The organism is Labrys sp. LIt4 (assembly GCF_017813775.1).
Classification (GTDB): Bacteria; Pseudomonadota; Alphaproteobacteria; order Rhizobiales; family Labraceae; genus Labrys; species Labrys okinawensis_A.
The window spans coordinates 55,881-68,529 of record NZ_JAGIPY010000011.1; the positions used below are offsets into that span (position 1 = coordinate 55,881).

Annotated in this window: 14 protein-coding genes; 6 read left to right on the forward strand and 8 right to left on the reverse strand. The window is 65.3% G+C overall.

The features are described from left to right. Nucleotides 1-93 precede the first annotated feature (93 nt). A complete protein-coding gene (locus J8I29_RS19955; protein WP_209432996.1) occupies nucleotides 94-984 on the forward strand; it encodes a LysR family transcriptional regulator in 891 nt (296 codons plus the stop codon). A gap of 100 nt (nucleotides 985-1,084) precedes the next feature. Continuing rightward, on the forward strand, nucleotides 1,085-1,564 hold the full coding sequence (locus J8I29_RS19960; protein ID WP_209432997.1) for a VOC family protein: 480 nt from the start codon (nucleotides 1,085-1,087) through the stop codon (nucleotides 1,562-1,564). Nucleotides 1,565-1,675: 111 nt separating this feature from the next. On the opposite strand, the gene J8I29_RS19965 is transcribed toward J8I29_RS19960, so the two are convergent. Continuing rightward, complete coding sequence (locus J8I29_RS19965; RefSeq protein WP_209432998.1) at nucleotides 1,676-1,933, reverse strand: hypothetical protein; 258 nt, start codon at nucleotides 1,931-1,933, stop codon at nucleotides 1,676-1,678. Nucleotides 1,934-2,027: 94 nt separating this feature from the next. On the opposite strand from J8I29_RS19965, the gene J8I29_RS19970 reads away from it, so the two are divergent. After that, entirely contained in the window at nucleotides 2,028-2,945 is a 918-nt protein-coding gene (locus J8I29_RS19970; protein ID WP_209432999.1) for a LysR substrate-binding domain-containing protein, read from the forward strand. Nucleotides 2,946-3,003: 58 nt separating this feature from the next. Here J8I29_RS19970 and J8I29_RS19975 read toward each other — a convergent pair whose 3' ends face one another. Further along, nucleotides 3,004-3,444 (reverse strand): DUF1772 domain-containing protein, encoded by a 441-nt coding sequence (locus tag J8I29_RS19975; RefSeq protein ID WP_209433089.1) that lies wholly within the window; start codon nucleotides 3,442-3,444, stop codon nucleotides 3,004-3,006. Nucleotides 3,445-3,497: 53 nt separating this feature from the next. Between J8I29_RS19975 and J8I29_RS19980 the strand changes: the two genes are divergently transcribed. Next, nucleotides 3,498-3,965, forward strand: a complete 468-nt coding sequence (locus J8I29_RS19980; RefSeq protein ID WP_105863391.1) for a MarR family transcriptional regulator — start codon at nucleotides 3,498-3,500, stop codon at nucleotides 3,963-3,965. A 952-nt stretch (nucleotides 3,966-4,917) separates the two neighbouring features. On the opposite strand, the gene J8I29_RS19985 is transcribed toward J8I29_RS19980, so the two are convergent. Then, nucleotides 4,918-6,474 (reverse strand): TROVE domain-containing protein, encoded by a 1,557-nt coding sequence (locus J8I29_RS19985; protein WP_209433000.1) that lies wholly within the window; start codon nucleotides 6,472-6,474, stop codon nucleotides 4,918-4,920. Nucleotides 6,475-6,807: 333 nt separating this feature from the next. Here J8I29_RS19985 and rtcR point away from each other — a divergent pair, with 333 nt between their 5' ends. Further along, nucleotides 6,808-8,403: an RNA repair transcriptional activator RtcR gene (gene rtcR / locus J8I29_RS19990; protein WP_209433001.1), complete on the forward strand. Its 1,596-nt coding sequence runs from the start codon at nucleotides 6,808-6,810 to the stop codon at nucleotides 8,401-8,403. 74 nt (nucleotides 8,404-8,477) lie between these two features. On the opposite strand, the gene J8I29_RS19995 is transcribed toward rtcR, so the two are convergent. After that, nucleotides 8,478-8,870: a nuclear transport factor 2 family protein gene (locus tag J8I29_RS19995; RefSeq protein ID WP_209433002.1), complete on the reverse strand. Its 393-nt coding sequence runs from the start codon at nucleotides 8,868-8,870 to the stop codon at nucleotides 8,478-8,480. A 67-nt stretch (nucleotides 8,871-8,937) separates the two neighbouring features. Further along, nucleotides 8,938-9,543 (reverse strand): TetR/AcrR family transcriptional regulator, encoded by a 606-nt coding sequence (locus J8I29_RS20000; RefSeq protein ID WP_209433003.1) that lies wholly within the window; start codon nucleotides 9,541-9,543, stop codon nucleotides 8,938-8,940. A gap of 88 nt (nucleotides 9,544-9,631) precedes the next feature. On the opposite strand from J8I29_RS20000, the gene J8I29_RS20005 reads away from it, so the two are divergent. Next, nucleotides 9,632-10,540: an alpha/beta fold hydrolase gene (locus tag J8I29_RS20005; RefSeq protein WP_209433090.1), complete on the forward strand. Its 909-nt coding sequence runs from the start codon at nucleotides 9,632-9,634 to the stop codon at nucleotides 10,538-10,540. A 42-nt stretch (nucleotides 10,541-10,582) separates the two neighbouring features. On the opposite strand, the gene J8I29_RS20010 is transcribed toward J8I29_RS20005, so the two are convergent. The 3 genes from J8I29_RS20010 to J8I29_RS20020 form a co-directional block, all read right to left on the reverse strand. Further along, entirely contained in the window at nucleotides 10,583-11,104 is a 522-nt protein-coding gene (locus J8I29_RS20010; protein WP_105863385.1) for a DUF2314 domain-containing protein, read from the reverse strand. 120 nt (nucleotides 11,105-11,224) lie between these two features. Then, nucleotides 11,225-11,824, reverse strand: coding sequence for a hypothetical protein (locus J8I29_RS20015; protein ID WP_209433004.1), 600 nt, complete (start codon nucleotides 11,822-11,824; stop codon nucleotides 11,225-11,227). 10 nt (nucleotides 11,825-11,834) lie between these two features. Further along, nucleotides 11,835-12,554 carry an SH3 domain-containing protein gene (locus J8I29_RS20020; RefSeq protein WP_105863383.1) on the reverse strand — a complete coding sequence of 240 codons (720 nt, stop codon included), beginning with the start codon at nucleotides 12,552-12,554 and terminating at the stop codon, nucleotides 11,835-11,837. Nucleotides 12,555-12,649: the final 95 nt, after the last annotated feature.

Below are 12,649 nucleotides of genomic sequence, written 5' to 3' on the forward strand. Positions count from 1 at the left end.
CGTTGCGAGCAATCTATTCTTGCCGCATTATTGAGGAAATGGGGGCGTTGTTCCGAAGATAACGGAACAAAATTCCGTAATAGCGGAGAGTCTATGGACAGGAGCGGCAATCTCACCGCCTTCGTGCGCACGGCGGATCTCGGCAGTTTCGCCGCAGCCGGGCGCGTGCTCGGCCTGTCGGCCTCGGCCGTCGGCAAGTCGGTGGCAAAGCTTGAATATGATCTCGGCGTCCGCCTGTTCCAGCGCACCACCCGCACCATCCGCCTGACGGAGGAAGGACGCCTGTTCCACGAGCGCTGCCGGCGCGTCCTCGACGACCTCGACGACGCCTGGGCCATCGTGGCGGGTTCGCGCGACGCTCCGCGGGGCAGGCTTCGGGTGTCGACGCCGGTCGTCACCTATCACATCCTGATGCCCCTGATGCCGGAGTTCACCGCACTCTATCCGGAGATAGACCTCGATTTCGATTTCAACGACCGTCTGGTCGACCTGGTCGAGGAAGGCGTCGATATCGCCATCCGCAGCGGCGAGTTGCCGGATTCCCGGCTGATGTCGCGGGTGTTCTGTTCCTTCCGGCAGATGCTGTTCGCTTCGCCCGCTTATCTCGAGCGCCATGGCACGCCGCTGAAGCCGCGCGATCTCGACGGCCATCTCGCCATCCGCTACCGCTTCCTCAACAGCGGCAGGATGTTGGAATGGCCGCTGATCCTGCCGCCGGACGAGCCGGAGCCGCGCCCGCGCACCGTCTTCACCTGCAACAATATGGAAGCCATGCGCGGCGCCACGCTCGGTGGCCTCGGCATCGGCGTCATGCCGGACTTCCTGGTGCACGATGCCGTCGAGGCCGGAACACTGCGGACCGTGCTGCCCGATCATGTGGGCGGGCCGCGCAATTTCAACATGATCTGGCCGTCCAACCGGCATCTCTCGCCGAAGGTCCGCGTCTTCGTGGATTTCATGCAGGCCCGTCTCGGCGGCGTGTGAGCATGAAATCCGCGATCGAGACACATGGAAATGTCGGATCGGCAGGTCTTCCCTCGTCCTTGGGGCATTCGCCCGCAAGGGTCCATCGGAGGAAAATGCCATGTCCAAGATTTCGCCGTGCCTGTGGTTTGCCGGGGAAGCCGAGGAGGCCGCCAATTTCTATGTGTCGCTGTTGCCGGATTCGCGCATCGATCATGTGCAGCGCAACGTCGCGGATGGGCCGGGCGGCAAGGCCGGCAGCGTACTGATGGTCCGCTTCACTTTGGCGGGCGAGAGCTATCTCGCCCTCAATGGCGGAGAGAAATGCGAATACAACCACGCCGTCTCTTTCCACATCGACTGCGCCGATCAGGCCGAGATCGACCGGCTGTGGCAGGCGCTGGGCGAGAAGGGCGAATTGATACATTGCGGCTGGCTCAAGGATCGCTATGGCGTGCACTGGCAGATCGTGCCCTCGATCCTGCCCACGCTGCTGGCCGATCCCGACCAGGCCAAGGCGCAGCGCGTGATGGCCGCCGTGCTGCACGCGATCAAGTTCGACATCGCGGCGCTGCAGAAGGCGTATGACGGAGTGCAATAGCAGGTCACCTCCTGGGACCGCCAGCATCCTACTGGCTGCTGGAGGCGGGGCGTGCCGCGGAAAAGGCCAGCAGGATGCTGGCGGTGCCAGGAGGCGAACTTCGATACGCCGCTAGCGGGCGCCGATCACGGTTCCCCGTAAGGCCTGGCGCGCCGGTATCCGGCCCGTGGCGGCCCTGCCTGGATTGCAGACGAGTGCGCCCCCATCGGGACCGGGGGCCTGTGGCGGCTCCAGCGGCAGGTCGGCCAGCGCCCGCAGGGACATGGCCTGCAGGCTGGGATGGTCGAGCGGCTCCACGCCGCGGGGAGGTGTGAGCTGCAGACTGGTCCAGCGCTCCTTAAGGGTCTTGAGTATCCTGGCGGTCAGCATGGCCGAAATATCCCTGAGTTCTGGCTATCGAATCTCCAATAAACAAGGCGCGAAAGAAATGGAGTTCTGCGCTGAGATCCTATAGAAAAACTATATGGATGGTCTGCTGCGATATCAGCTCGGCGCCTTGCGGGCGGTCGAAGCTGCCGGGCGTCTCGGCTCGATGGCGAAGGCCGCCGAGGAGCTCGGCGTCACCGTCGGCGCGGTCAGCCAGCAGGTGCTCAAGGCCGAGCAGCGCCTGGGGCGACCGATCTTCACGCGCGGCCCGAAGGGGCTGGTGCCGACACCGCTCGGCCAGTCCCTGCTCGCGGGCCTCACCCGGGGCTTCCGGGAGATCTCGCAGGCTCTGGCGACGGCGGAAGCCCGGTCCGAGCATGTGCTGACGGTGACGGTCGCGCCGGTTCTCGCCGCCAAATGGCTGGTGCCGCGCCTGCATCGCTTCCATGAGGCGCATCCGGGCCTGCAGCTGCGTATCGATGCCTCGGTCGAACGGGTGGATTTCGATACCTCGGACGTCGATGTCGGCGTGCGCGTGGGCGCGGGCCCCTGGCCGGGGGTGAGGGCGGATTACCTGATGGATCAGAGCCTGTTCCCGCTCTGCTCGCCCGCGCTGGCCGCCGGCATCCGGGAGATCGAGGATCTGGTCAGGCTGCCGGCCATCATCGACTATAATTCGCCGGAGAGCTGGCCGATCTGGCTGGCGGCCTATGGCAAGGCGGACCTGCCGCTCGCGCCGGGCCCGGCCTTTTCGGATGCGGCGCTGTGTCTCGATGCCGCGATCGCCGGCCAGGGCGTCTCGATCGGCTGGCAGACCCTGGCACAGGATGCACTGCGCGACGGGCGCCTGGTTTCGCCTTTCCCGCGCCCGGTTCAGACCGGCCTGGCCTATTGGCTGGTGAGCTCGGCGCGCCGCAAGCCTTCAGCCAAGGTAAAGGCTTTCGAGGCCTGGCTGCGGGCCGAGCTGGCCGATGCCGGGGCCGAGCCTCCTGGAGCAAAGCGCGTTCAGGACTGAACGCTTTTTTGCTCTTGCCGTTTGCTTCGACGCGTCTTTGCGATTCCGGACGATCCCGTCAAATCGCAAAATGTTGTAGCGAGGCGGCGAGATAGGCCAGCGTCGCCGCCGCGCCGAGGGCGGTGCGTACGGCGTGCAGCCGGCCCCAGTGCCCGATCAACCGGCGCGTCTGGGCCCCTGCCTCATCGTTCGGCGTTGCCTCCAGGCGCCGGTTGGTCGGCATGATGCCCAGCAGCGTATAGGGCCAGTTCGCCAGGATCAGCACGGCACCGGCCAGCCAGAGCCAACCGCCGGCCAGCCAGGCGGCGGCGATGCCGGCAAGACCGGAGACGACGGCCAAGCTGGCCTGCATGGCGAAGCCGCGCCCATAGCTGGGTTTCCATTGCGCCAGCAGGGAGGCGTCGTCGAGGCCGAGCCGCGCCGGCTGTTCGGCAATATTGATGTAGAAGGCCGCCCCGGTGAAGGCGGCTGCGAGAACGAGCGCGATCTGACCGATCAGCATGGGTCAACTCCAATTTGACAACATATTGTCAAATTGGGTATATATTGTCAATGAATGAATCGGATCCTGCCTTGGCCGGCGAGGGCGTCACGGCCCTCATCCTCGAAATCTTCCGCCTGAATGGCCGCCTGCTCGCGGCCGGCGACCGGCTGGTGGCCGGGCTGGGGCTAAGCAGCGCGCGCTGGCAGGTGCTGGGCGCCATCGCGCTGGCCGACACTCCGCAGCCCGTGGCCCATCTCGCCCGTTCCATGGGGCTCAACCGTCAGGGCGTACAGCGTATCGTCAACGAAATGGTGGACGAGGACATTCTCGCCTTCCGCGACAACCCCCATCATCGCCGGGCCAGGCTGGTGGTGATGACGTCAAGGGGGAAGACGGCCTACGAAGCCGCGGGCCGGCGGCAGAAACCGTGGGTCGACGCCCTTGCGCAGGGATTGGCGACGGAGGATGTGGCGGCCTGCCTGCGCCTGATAGGCACGCTGCGCCAGCGGTTGGAGGCGGATGCCGGTCCGGAGTAGCGGAGAGGCCGCCGCCGGAAAGAGAAGGGAACGTTGCGGCGACAAGAATGGCGAAACATATGCTCTACCATTGAGCTACGGGCCCATAGTGGTGGACCCGACGGGATTCGAACCCGCATCACGTGGGGAATAGCCATGTAGTTCCGCCGGCATTCGCCGCAACGTTCCAAACCGGGCCGGGCAGGCGCGGCGACGAGGGGGATGAAACTTCTACACCCGCGCGGGGCCCTTCGGCCTGGCGCAAGGCTCTGGGTTCGAACCAGCAGGACCATGTAGTTCCATCGGCATTCGCCGCTCTGCTCGGTATCGTCAAGGGGCCACGGCGACGAGGGTGATGAGAACGGGCTCCCGATAACGGTGAGTCGGGTGCAGTTCGCGGCTGCAGCGCCCTGAGGTGCTGTATTCCCATTGGCATACGCCGTGACGCGTTGAAATCCTTTCTGTCGTGCGGCGACAAGGTTCGAGGGGGACGATTGCTGAGCTACCGCTTGCGCGGGGCGCCATCGAAAACGCCGACCTCCCTTTCGGATGAAAGGGCGCTCTAACCTGTAGTCCCGCCGGCATTCGCCGCTGGTTGCAATGAGCCATGATCGAGCCACGGCGACGAGAGTGACGAAACATCCTGCTCTATCCACTGAGCTACAGGCCTTGCGGCCTGGCGGGACTCGAACCCGCGACCTGGAGCGTGAAGGCTGTAGTTCCGTCGGCATTCGCCGTGTCCGTACGCAGTCTCCCGATGATAAGTGCCACGGCAACAAGAATGACGAAACGTTACCGCCTTGCGGCGGTCCGTGCTCTATCCGATTGAGCTATGCAGCTTGCGCCGCAGCGGGATTTGAACCCGCAACCCCGGGATTCGCAGTCTGTAGTTCCGCCGGCATTTGCCGTGGCCATTACGTATGCCTTGGCTCCGGCCGGCAGCTTCAAGCCGCCGGCCGGAAATCGTGTCGTATTAGAGCTCGATCTTCTCGATCTCGCCGACCCAGTGCTCGGCGCCCATCTCGCCCTTCGTGAAGGCCGCGATGGTGTCGAACACCGCATCCGAGAAGCCGCCGATGTTGAGCACATCGGCGCGCTCCTGCGCCTGGGTGGTCGTGTAGGGCTGGATGTCCAGGCAGACGAGCTTGGCATCGGGATTGCTGGTCTTCACCCGCTCCCACTGCTTCATCATCTGCGTGGCCTCGCCGCCCCTGCGCGCATCGACCCAGGACTGGTTGTCCGAGACGAAGATCACGAGATCCACCTTGGCCCGCTCGTTCGCCAGCTTCTCCAGCGGCGCCGAGCAGTTGGTGCCGCCGCCGCCGATGGAGGCGAGCTTGCGGGCATTGGTCATCACCGTGTCGCGCGGCTCGAGGTCCACCCGGACCACGCTCTGCTCGAACGGGATCACCCGTGCCGAAGGATTGGCCCGGAGCACCGAAGCCGCCACCAGGCCGGCCACGTCGATGCAGCGCACCTGCGTGGTCGCGCCCGGACGATAGCCGGTGACCGGCGAGGACATCGAACCCGAAACGTCCGGGCAGACGACCACGCGGCCCTCGATCGTCGGCACGTTGGCGACCGCAATCTCCATCGCGTCATGCAGCGCCTCGCGCACCACGGGCGGGATGTCCTGCCCGGCCTGCGCATAGGCCATCAGCAGCTGGTACGGGAAAACCCGTGCCCGCTTGATGGCCTCGCGATCGGCAAGCCGCCCGGCGAGCTTTTCAGCGAAGCCCTCCACCTCGAACACGCCGTGGCGCGCGAAGGTGGCGAGATTCATCCGGAGCATCTGCCAGCCGGCCTTGTCGGCGATGGCGGCCCAGTGGTCCCGCGTGAGCGGCAGGGCCGTCAGCATCTGGAACGGCACGGCCGGCACCGGCAGCGACGGATCCTGCTTGAAGGCCTCGAATGCCCGGGCGATGGCGGGCAGAGCCGTCACCTCGTAGGGGCGCCCGATCAACCAGGCATAGAGCGCCTCGCGCGCCTTGTCGGCGGGCTTGGGGTGGACCATCTTGATCACATCGGCGAGCGAGGGCGCGTTGCCGACGCTGGCGCGCATGATCTCGATGTCTGAGGCGGTCTCGAGCCAGGCCTGGACAAGCTTCTTCGGCCGGGTTCCCAAGGACTTGCGGCCGACGGCGCCCGAACGCATCACCTGCACGAAGTTGCGCAGCATCTTGCCATTGTCGACCACGCGCGGGAAGGCCTTGGCGAAATCACCCGTCTGCAGCATGGAGAGATAGGCGAGCAGCAAGGCCGGCATATCCTTCATGTGGCCGCGCTGGCGGGCATAGATGGCCGCCTTGGCGATGAACGCGCTCTCCACCTCGCAGACCGCCTTGAGCGTCTCGTCGAGCTGCGCCGTGGCGCTGGCATAGAAGGTATGGTTCAGCGTGCCGGTGACGGCGAGCTGGGCCAGCGCGTGCCGCGGGGTGAACTCGTAGGAGGGGGCGCCGTGCTTGTTGGCGGCCTCGGCCTTCGGCAGCATCTTCCCCACCAGGGAGGCAAACAGCGACTTATTTGCCATGGCAATCATCCTCATTTTGTTACGAGGATCTGTTTGCAGAGAGCGTGCCAAGTGGAGGAGGGGTATGGAATTATTTTATAAAATATTGATTTCAAACAATAAAAAATTTCCACCCGACCATTTTCGGAAATTCCGGAGGAGGGAGTTGGGGTCATGATTTATATTTTCTGATAATAAAATATCCTGTGATATAGAGTGTTGAATGGCGAGCGTTTCTGGGATCCCGGGCTTCCAGCCTGCTCTTAGAAACGCATCGCTGGCAGGAAAGAGCAGGTATCGCGACATTGAGTCTGCCTCAACGTCGCTGAGAAGCCTGCGACCCAGGATGTGACCATGAAAAAGCGTGTCGCCATCGGCTTTCTCGGCGTCAGCCTCGACAGCGGCAAGCGCGACAAGCGCTGGGAGCGCTGGCGGCCGACCGTGGCGCTCTGCCAGCAGGCCGACCTACCCATCGACCGCCTCGACCTGATCCACGACATCCGGGCGACCTCGCTGGCCGAGCGGATCGCAGGCGACATCGCGGTGATCTCGCCGGACACGCAGGTTATTAGGCACATCATGAATCTCGCTGATGCCTGGGATTTCCAGGAGGTCTATGGCGCCCTCTATGATTTCGCCCGGGCCTACCCCTTCGATGCCGAGGAAGAGGAGTATCTCGTCAACATCACCACCGGCACCCACGTCGCCCAGATCTGCTGGTTCCTGCTGACCGAGGCCCATTATGTGCCCGGCAAGCTGATCCAGCTCTCGCCGCCCAAGTGCCAGGGCGAAGGCGTTGCCGGCTCCTATTCGATCGTGGATCTCGATCTCTCTCGCTACGACGCCATCGCCAGCCGCTTCCGGGCCGAGGCGCGGGAGGCGACCTCCTTCCTCAAATCCGGCATTCCGACCCGCAATGCCGCCTTCAACGCCATGATCGACCAGATCGAACGGGTGGCGATGCGCTCGCGCGCGCCGGTGCTGCTGACCGGGCCGACCGGAGCCGGCAAGTCGCTGCTGGCCCGCCGCATCTTCGAGCTCAAGCAGGCGCGGCGCCAGCTCACCGGCGATTTCGTCGAGGTCAACTGCGCCACCTTGCGCGGCGACCATACGATGTCGGCCTTGTTCGGCCATATCAGGGGGGCCTTCACCGGTGCCCAGACCGACAGGGCCGGGCTCCTGCGTGCGGCCGATGGCGGCTTGCTGTTCATGGACGAGATCGGCGAACTCGGCCTCGACGAGCAGGCCATGATCCTCAGGGCCATCGAGGAGAAGCGCTTCCTGCCGGTCGGCGCAGACAAGGAGGCGGTCAGCGATTTCCAGCTGATCGCCGGCACCAATCGCGACCTTTCGGTGGATGTGCGCTCGGGCAAGTTCCGCGAGGACCTGCTGGCGCGCCTCAATCTCTGGACCTTCGCATTGCCGGGCTTGGCCGCGCGCCGCGAGGACATCGAGCCCAATCTCGACTTCGAACTGAGCCGTTATGCCGAACGCGAGGGCGAGAACATCGCCTTCAACCGTGAGGCCCGCACCCGCTATCTCGCCTTCGCCACGGCGCCGGAAGCGCGCTGGACCGCCAATTTCCGCGACCTCTCCGCCTCAGTCACCCGCATGGCGACCCTGGCGCCGGGCGGGCGCATCACCGAGGAGGGCGTGGCCGAGGAGATCGAGCGCCTCGTCAGGCACTGGCGGGCGGGCGACGGCGAGGGCACTGACGGGCTGCTCGCCGATCTTCTCGGGGAAGAGCGCGTCGCCGGCATCGACCGTTTCGACCAGGTGCAATTGGCCGAAGTGGTCCGCGTCTGCCGCGCCAGTTCCTCCCTCAGCGCGGCCGGGCGCGTGCTGTTCGCGGCATCGCGCCGGGCCAAGGCGAGCTCGAACGATGCCGATCGCCTGCGCAAATATCTGGCGCGCTTCGAGCTGGATTGGGAAGGGGTAAAGCAGGGCTGAATGTCGATCTCAGGGCGGCGAAACACAAAGTCTGGCCACTTACAGGCGATGCCTGCGGCCGGGCGTGACGGGCTTCACCGATGCAGGTCGAAGTGAAAGACCTTCGAGATGATCTGCCAGCGTCCGTCGAGATGGACAAAGGTCAGCAGGTCGGTGAAATGCTTGGGACCAATGGCGCATTCAACCCGGGCAAAGGCCGTGACCGGGCCGGCAAATTCGATGGAGATGATTCTGTCGGCCCGTTCCTCGTTTCGGCTTGCGGGCGATGGCCTGTTGTCGACGATGGGGAAATATTCGGCCATGCCGAGATGCGTCAGGCTGCCCTCGCTGGCGCAGGCGTAGAGTGCCTGTGGGTGAAACACTTGCCGCAGCCTTTCGGTGTCGCTGTGATAGAGCCCGTCGAAATAGGTCTGAAGCGCCGCGACGAGCGCCTCGAAACCGGGATCCTTGGGGGCGTGGCTGGTCATGGCGCAGCGGTCCTTTCCTGGAAAAATCTCGATATGATGGGATATAAATGTTGCCGGCTATCGAACTCTAGGCCGCGGCGGGAGCGCGCGATGTCCTCCTGCCCAGGGCGGCGGTGATCAGCGTGGCGGCCGCCTTGCCGGCAGCTTCCATATAGTCGGGGTCGCGGTGCAGCAGGACGACGGCAAAACTGCCGTCGAGCAGGAGCACCACCTGCCGCGCGAGCAGGGCCGCGTCGTCCAGCCCCTCGTGTTCCAGCTCGAGCCGCAGCCAGGCTTCGAAGCTCTTCTTATGGGCGGCGCCGATCTTGATGGCCGGATGCCCGGGCAGATCGGCCAGTTCGGCGGCGGTGCGCAGAAAGCCGCATCCCTTCCAGCGCGGATGACGGGCCGCCGCGGCGAGATGGCGGAAGATCGCCTCGACCTTGGCAGCGACATCTCCCTGCGCCTCGCCGAACCAGCGTCGGAACAGAGCGAGATTGGGCTGGTCGCGGGCCGCCAGATAGGCGGCGATCAGATCGTCCTTGCTGGTGAAGTGATAATAGAGCGTGCGCTTGGTGACGCCGGCCTTGGCGGCGACGGCGTCGACGCCGACATTGCGGATGCCCTTGTCGTAGAACAGGCGCGCTGCCGCCGAAACGATGCGTTCTCGCGTGGTGGTGGCGGGCTCGGACATGGCTTGCCCTCATGTATACTGACAAGTGAGTATAACCGTTGCCGCTGGCCATGCTATCCCTTCATGCGAGTGAGGACTGTCGATGGCGATGGACATGACACCGGGCGCGCCGGTCGAGATCACCTGCGGGGACAGGATCGTTCTTGCCGGCCATCTCTGGCGGGCGGAGGGCGCAGGTGCAACCGGCACGGTCGTCATCAATGCCGCGACAGGCGTGCTCGCCCGCTATTACCACCGCTATGCCCGCTTCCTCGCCGAACAGGGCTTCGATGCCATCACCTATGACTATCGCGGCATCGGCCTGTCGCGCCCGGCAGATCTGAAGCATTGCGGCTATCGCTGGAGCGAGTGGGGCACCCGCGATTTCGAGGCCGTGCTGGGTTTTGCCCGGCAGCGCCGGCCCGACGGGCCTCTCCTCGTGGTCGGCCACAGCATCGGCGGTTTCCTGCCGGGGCTTGCCCACAATGCCCGCTGGATCGATCGGATGCTGACGGTCGGCGCCCAATATGCCTACTGGCCCGATTATGACCGGCGCCGCCGCCTGGGCCTGGTCTGGCGCTGGCATGTACTCATGCCCCTGTTCACGGCGATATGCGGCTATTTCCCGGGCCGGCGGCTCGGCTGGCTGGAAGACCTGCCGGCGGGCGTGGCCCTGGAATGGAGTTTTCGCGGCAGGCATGCCGAGACCAGCCATCCGCGCCGGGAGCGGACAGAGATCCTGGCGCGTTTTGCCGCGGTCTCCGCCCCGATCCTGGCCGTGACCATGTCCGACGACGAATTCGGCACCGTGCCGGCCATCCGGCGCGCGCTGGCCTATTACCGTTCGAGCTCCGCGACCGCGGTGCGCCTGATGCCGCAGGACTATGGTTTGGCCGAGATCGGTCATTTCAGCCTGTTCCATAACCGTCATCGGGCCGGCTTCTGGCAGGATACGCTCGCCTGGCTCAGGGACGGCGTAAATCCATGGCCCCATCGCCGTTTTGAAACGGCGGGGTGAGGGACAGTCGGGCCACACGGGTTGCGAAAGCAGCAGTTCGGCTTATTGCGGTGAGGCGTCGCCTTCGCAGGCCAGGCCGATCTGGTCCTTCAATTCCTGGGCCTCCCGCGGCTCCTCCTTCGCCAGCAGGGCGCAGGTCGTGAAATTGCCCTGCAGCTTGCCGTTGCGGTAATAGCCCCAGTCCCGGATGCGGCTCCTCAAAAAGGTGAGTTGCTGGCCGAACGTCACATTGCCGACCAGTTCCGGGCGGTTGTTGACCTTGCCGGTGAAGCGGTCACCCCGATGGCTGACTTCGTTCAGCCAGAAATATTCGGTCTGGGTGCCCTGGATGATCGGCACCTTCACGAAAAAGTCGCTGGCGCCGGCGACCTTGCCGTCAAGGGCGTCGATGAAATCGGGCAGGCTTTCCTGGGCCTTGGCGAAGGCAGCCTTCATGGCGGGATCGTCGTCCCCGGCCTTGAAAGTGGCGTCCCGGCCGGCTTTCTGGGTTACGGTTTCGGCACTGGCCGCGGACAGGCCCAGAAAGGCAAGGCCCGTTGCGGCGAAGAGGAATGCTCTCGTCATCGGCGGCTCCGACTGCACGCCCTATCGTAGCGGCAGGACGGGGCGAATCGCAACGAGGCGACCCGGAGGGGAGCTCCGCCGAGAGGTGCGACCCTCTCGGCTCGAGTTCTTCGCTTTGGTTCAGAAAGCCGCGAGCGCCGCGGCGAAGCGGTTCAAAGCCGATGCATCGAAACCATCTTCGCCAGCGAGCATGAGATCGACGGCGTGGGGCCGCAGCGCGGCGACGGCCGGCAGGAGCGCCGGGTCCGTCAGCCCGAGAAAGCAGGGCAAGCCCGCTTGTTCGATCGGGCGCCGGCAGGCATTCAGATCCTCAGCGGTGTCGACCTTCAGATGCAGCGCATCGGCGAGGCCGGCATAGGCCTCCACCAGGGCTTCGGCGTCGGCGGGATCGATGGATTGGATGAGCTTGCGGCCGCGGATGATGCGTTTGAGACCGGGATATTCGCTGGCGGCGATCGGCCTCGCGAGGCGAACGGCGAGCGTCGCCGAGGCGTCGACCTGCTGGGCCACGGTGCCGGCCGTTAGCGCGGGCGTGATCAGGATCGGCGTGACGGCCGGTGGCAGATCGAGCGCGATCTCCGCCAGCACTGCGCTGCCTTCCGGGCCCGCCTGCGGAAAGGCGGCAGGGTCGAGCCCGACCGCATCCGCGCCGGCCTCGACCGCCGCGCCGGCTTGCTCGCGGGAGATGACCCCGCTGATCATCAGGCGAAGGCGGGGCACGGGCTCCGTCTCAGTCGATCACCTCGCCGGGATAGGCGCCCCACAGATTGCTTTCCTGGATCCAGCCGTCGAAGCCTTCGCCCTGGATGCGGCACCAGTTCGAGGCGCAGCTCTTGATCGAGGCCTGCACGCCGGGCTGCAGCATGGCCACGGCCGTCGCCTTGGCGTCGGCGGTGGCGCGCAGCGGCAGCGTCTGCTGCTTGGACCAGGGCGCGATCAGGGCCGTGCGCTTGCCCGACAACAGGTTCTGCAGCACCCAGCCCTCGGAGCCGTCGGCATCGCGGATGCGCCGCCAGTTCTCGAATTCGGCGATCACTTCCACCGGCAGGTTGGACTTCTGGTAGATGAAGGACACGGTCTGGTCGCGCGAGGGGCCCTGGCGCACATTCACCCGGTCGGGCTTCAGGCTGACAAAGCGCGGCATCGGCAGGCCCGAAACCGGGCCGAGCTGGTCCTTGCCGGCCTTGGGATCGGGCAAAGAGCCGGTAACGTCATCGGCCGGCTTGTCCGGAATGGCGGCCTTGCCCGCGCCGGCGATGAAGGCCGCCACGGTGGGATCGGCGAGCGTGTCGGCGCTGATGCCTTCTGTCGCCGTATCCACGGGTTGCTTCAGCCGCTTGTGATGAAGATAGTAGACCCCGCCGGCGACGATGAGGGCGCAGAAGGCACCGGCAAAACCGATCTTGGCGATGGGACTCAAACGGGGCGCTTCTTCTTCGTAATGGGACATGCCGGACCTCGACGCACACTCTCGCCCGCAACCGCCTCTGTTGCTGCGCTTGCCTGTCTGTTAGAGGAAGGACAGCGACGGGCTGCGGGCTTATC

Bases quoted from the DNA above. Each gene is read 5' to 3' on its own strand.
- J8I29_RS19955 (WP_209432996.1), top strand. From the start codon at position 94: ATGGACAGGAGCGGCAATCTCACCGCCTTCGTGCGCACGGCGGATCTC.
- J8I29_RS19960 (WP_209432997.1), top strand. From the start codon at position 1,085: ATGTCCAAGATTTCGCCGTGCCTGTGGTTTGCCGGGGAAGCCGAGGAG.
- J8I29_RS19965 (WP_209432998.1), bottom strand. From the start codon at position 1,933: ATGCTGACCGCCAGGATACTCAAGACCCTTAAGGAGCGCTGGACCAGT.
- J8I29_RS19970 (WP_209432999.1), top strand. From the start codon at position 2,028: ATGGATGGTCTGCTGCGATATCAGCTCGGCGCCTTGCGGGCGGTCGAA.
- J8I29_RS19980 (WP_105863391.1), top strand. From the start codon at position 3,498: ATGAATGAATCGGATCCTGCCTTGGCCGGCGAGGGCGTCACGGCCCTC.
- J8I29_RS19985 (WP_209433000.1), bottom strand. From the start codon at position 6,474: ATGGCAAATAAGTCGCTGTTTGCCTCCCTGGTGGGGAAGATGCTGCCG.
- rtcR (WP_209433001.1), top strand. From the start codon at position 6,808: ATGAAAAAGCGTGTCGCCATCGGCTTTCTCGGCGTCAGCCTCGACAGC.
- J8I29_RS19995 (WP_209433002.1), bottom strand. From the start codon at position 8,870: ATGACCAGCCACGCCCCCAAGGATCCCGGTTTCGAGGCGCTCGTCGCG.
- J8I29_RS20000 (WP_209433003.1), bottom strand. From the start codon at position 9,543: ATGTCCGAGCCCGCCACCACCACGCGAGAACGCATCGTTTCGGCGGCA.
- J8I29_RS20005 (WP_209433090.1), top strand. From the start codon at position 9,632: ATGGACATGACACCGGGCGCGCCGGTCGAGATCACCTGCGGGGACAGG.
- J8I29_RS20010 (WP_105863385.1), bottom strand. From the start codon at position 11,104: ATGACGAGAGCATTCCTCTTCGCCGCAACGGGCCTTGCCTTTCTGGGC.
- J8I29_RS20020 (WP_105863383.1), bottom strand. From the start codon at position 12,554: ATGTCCCATTACGAAGAAGAAGCGCCCCGTTTGAGTCCCATCGCCAAG.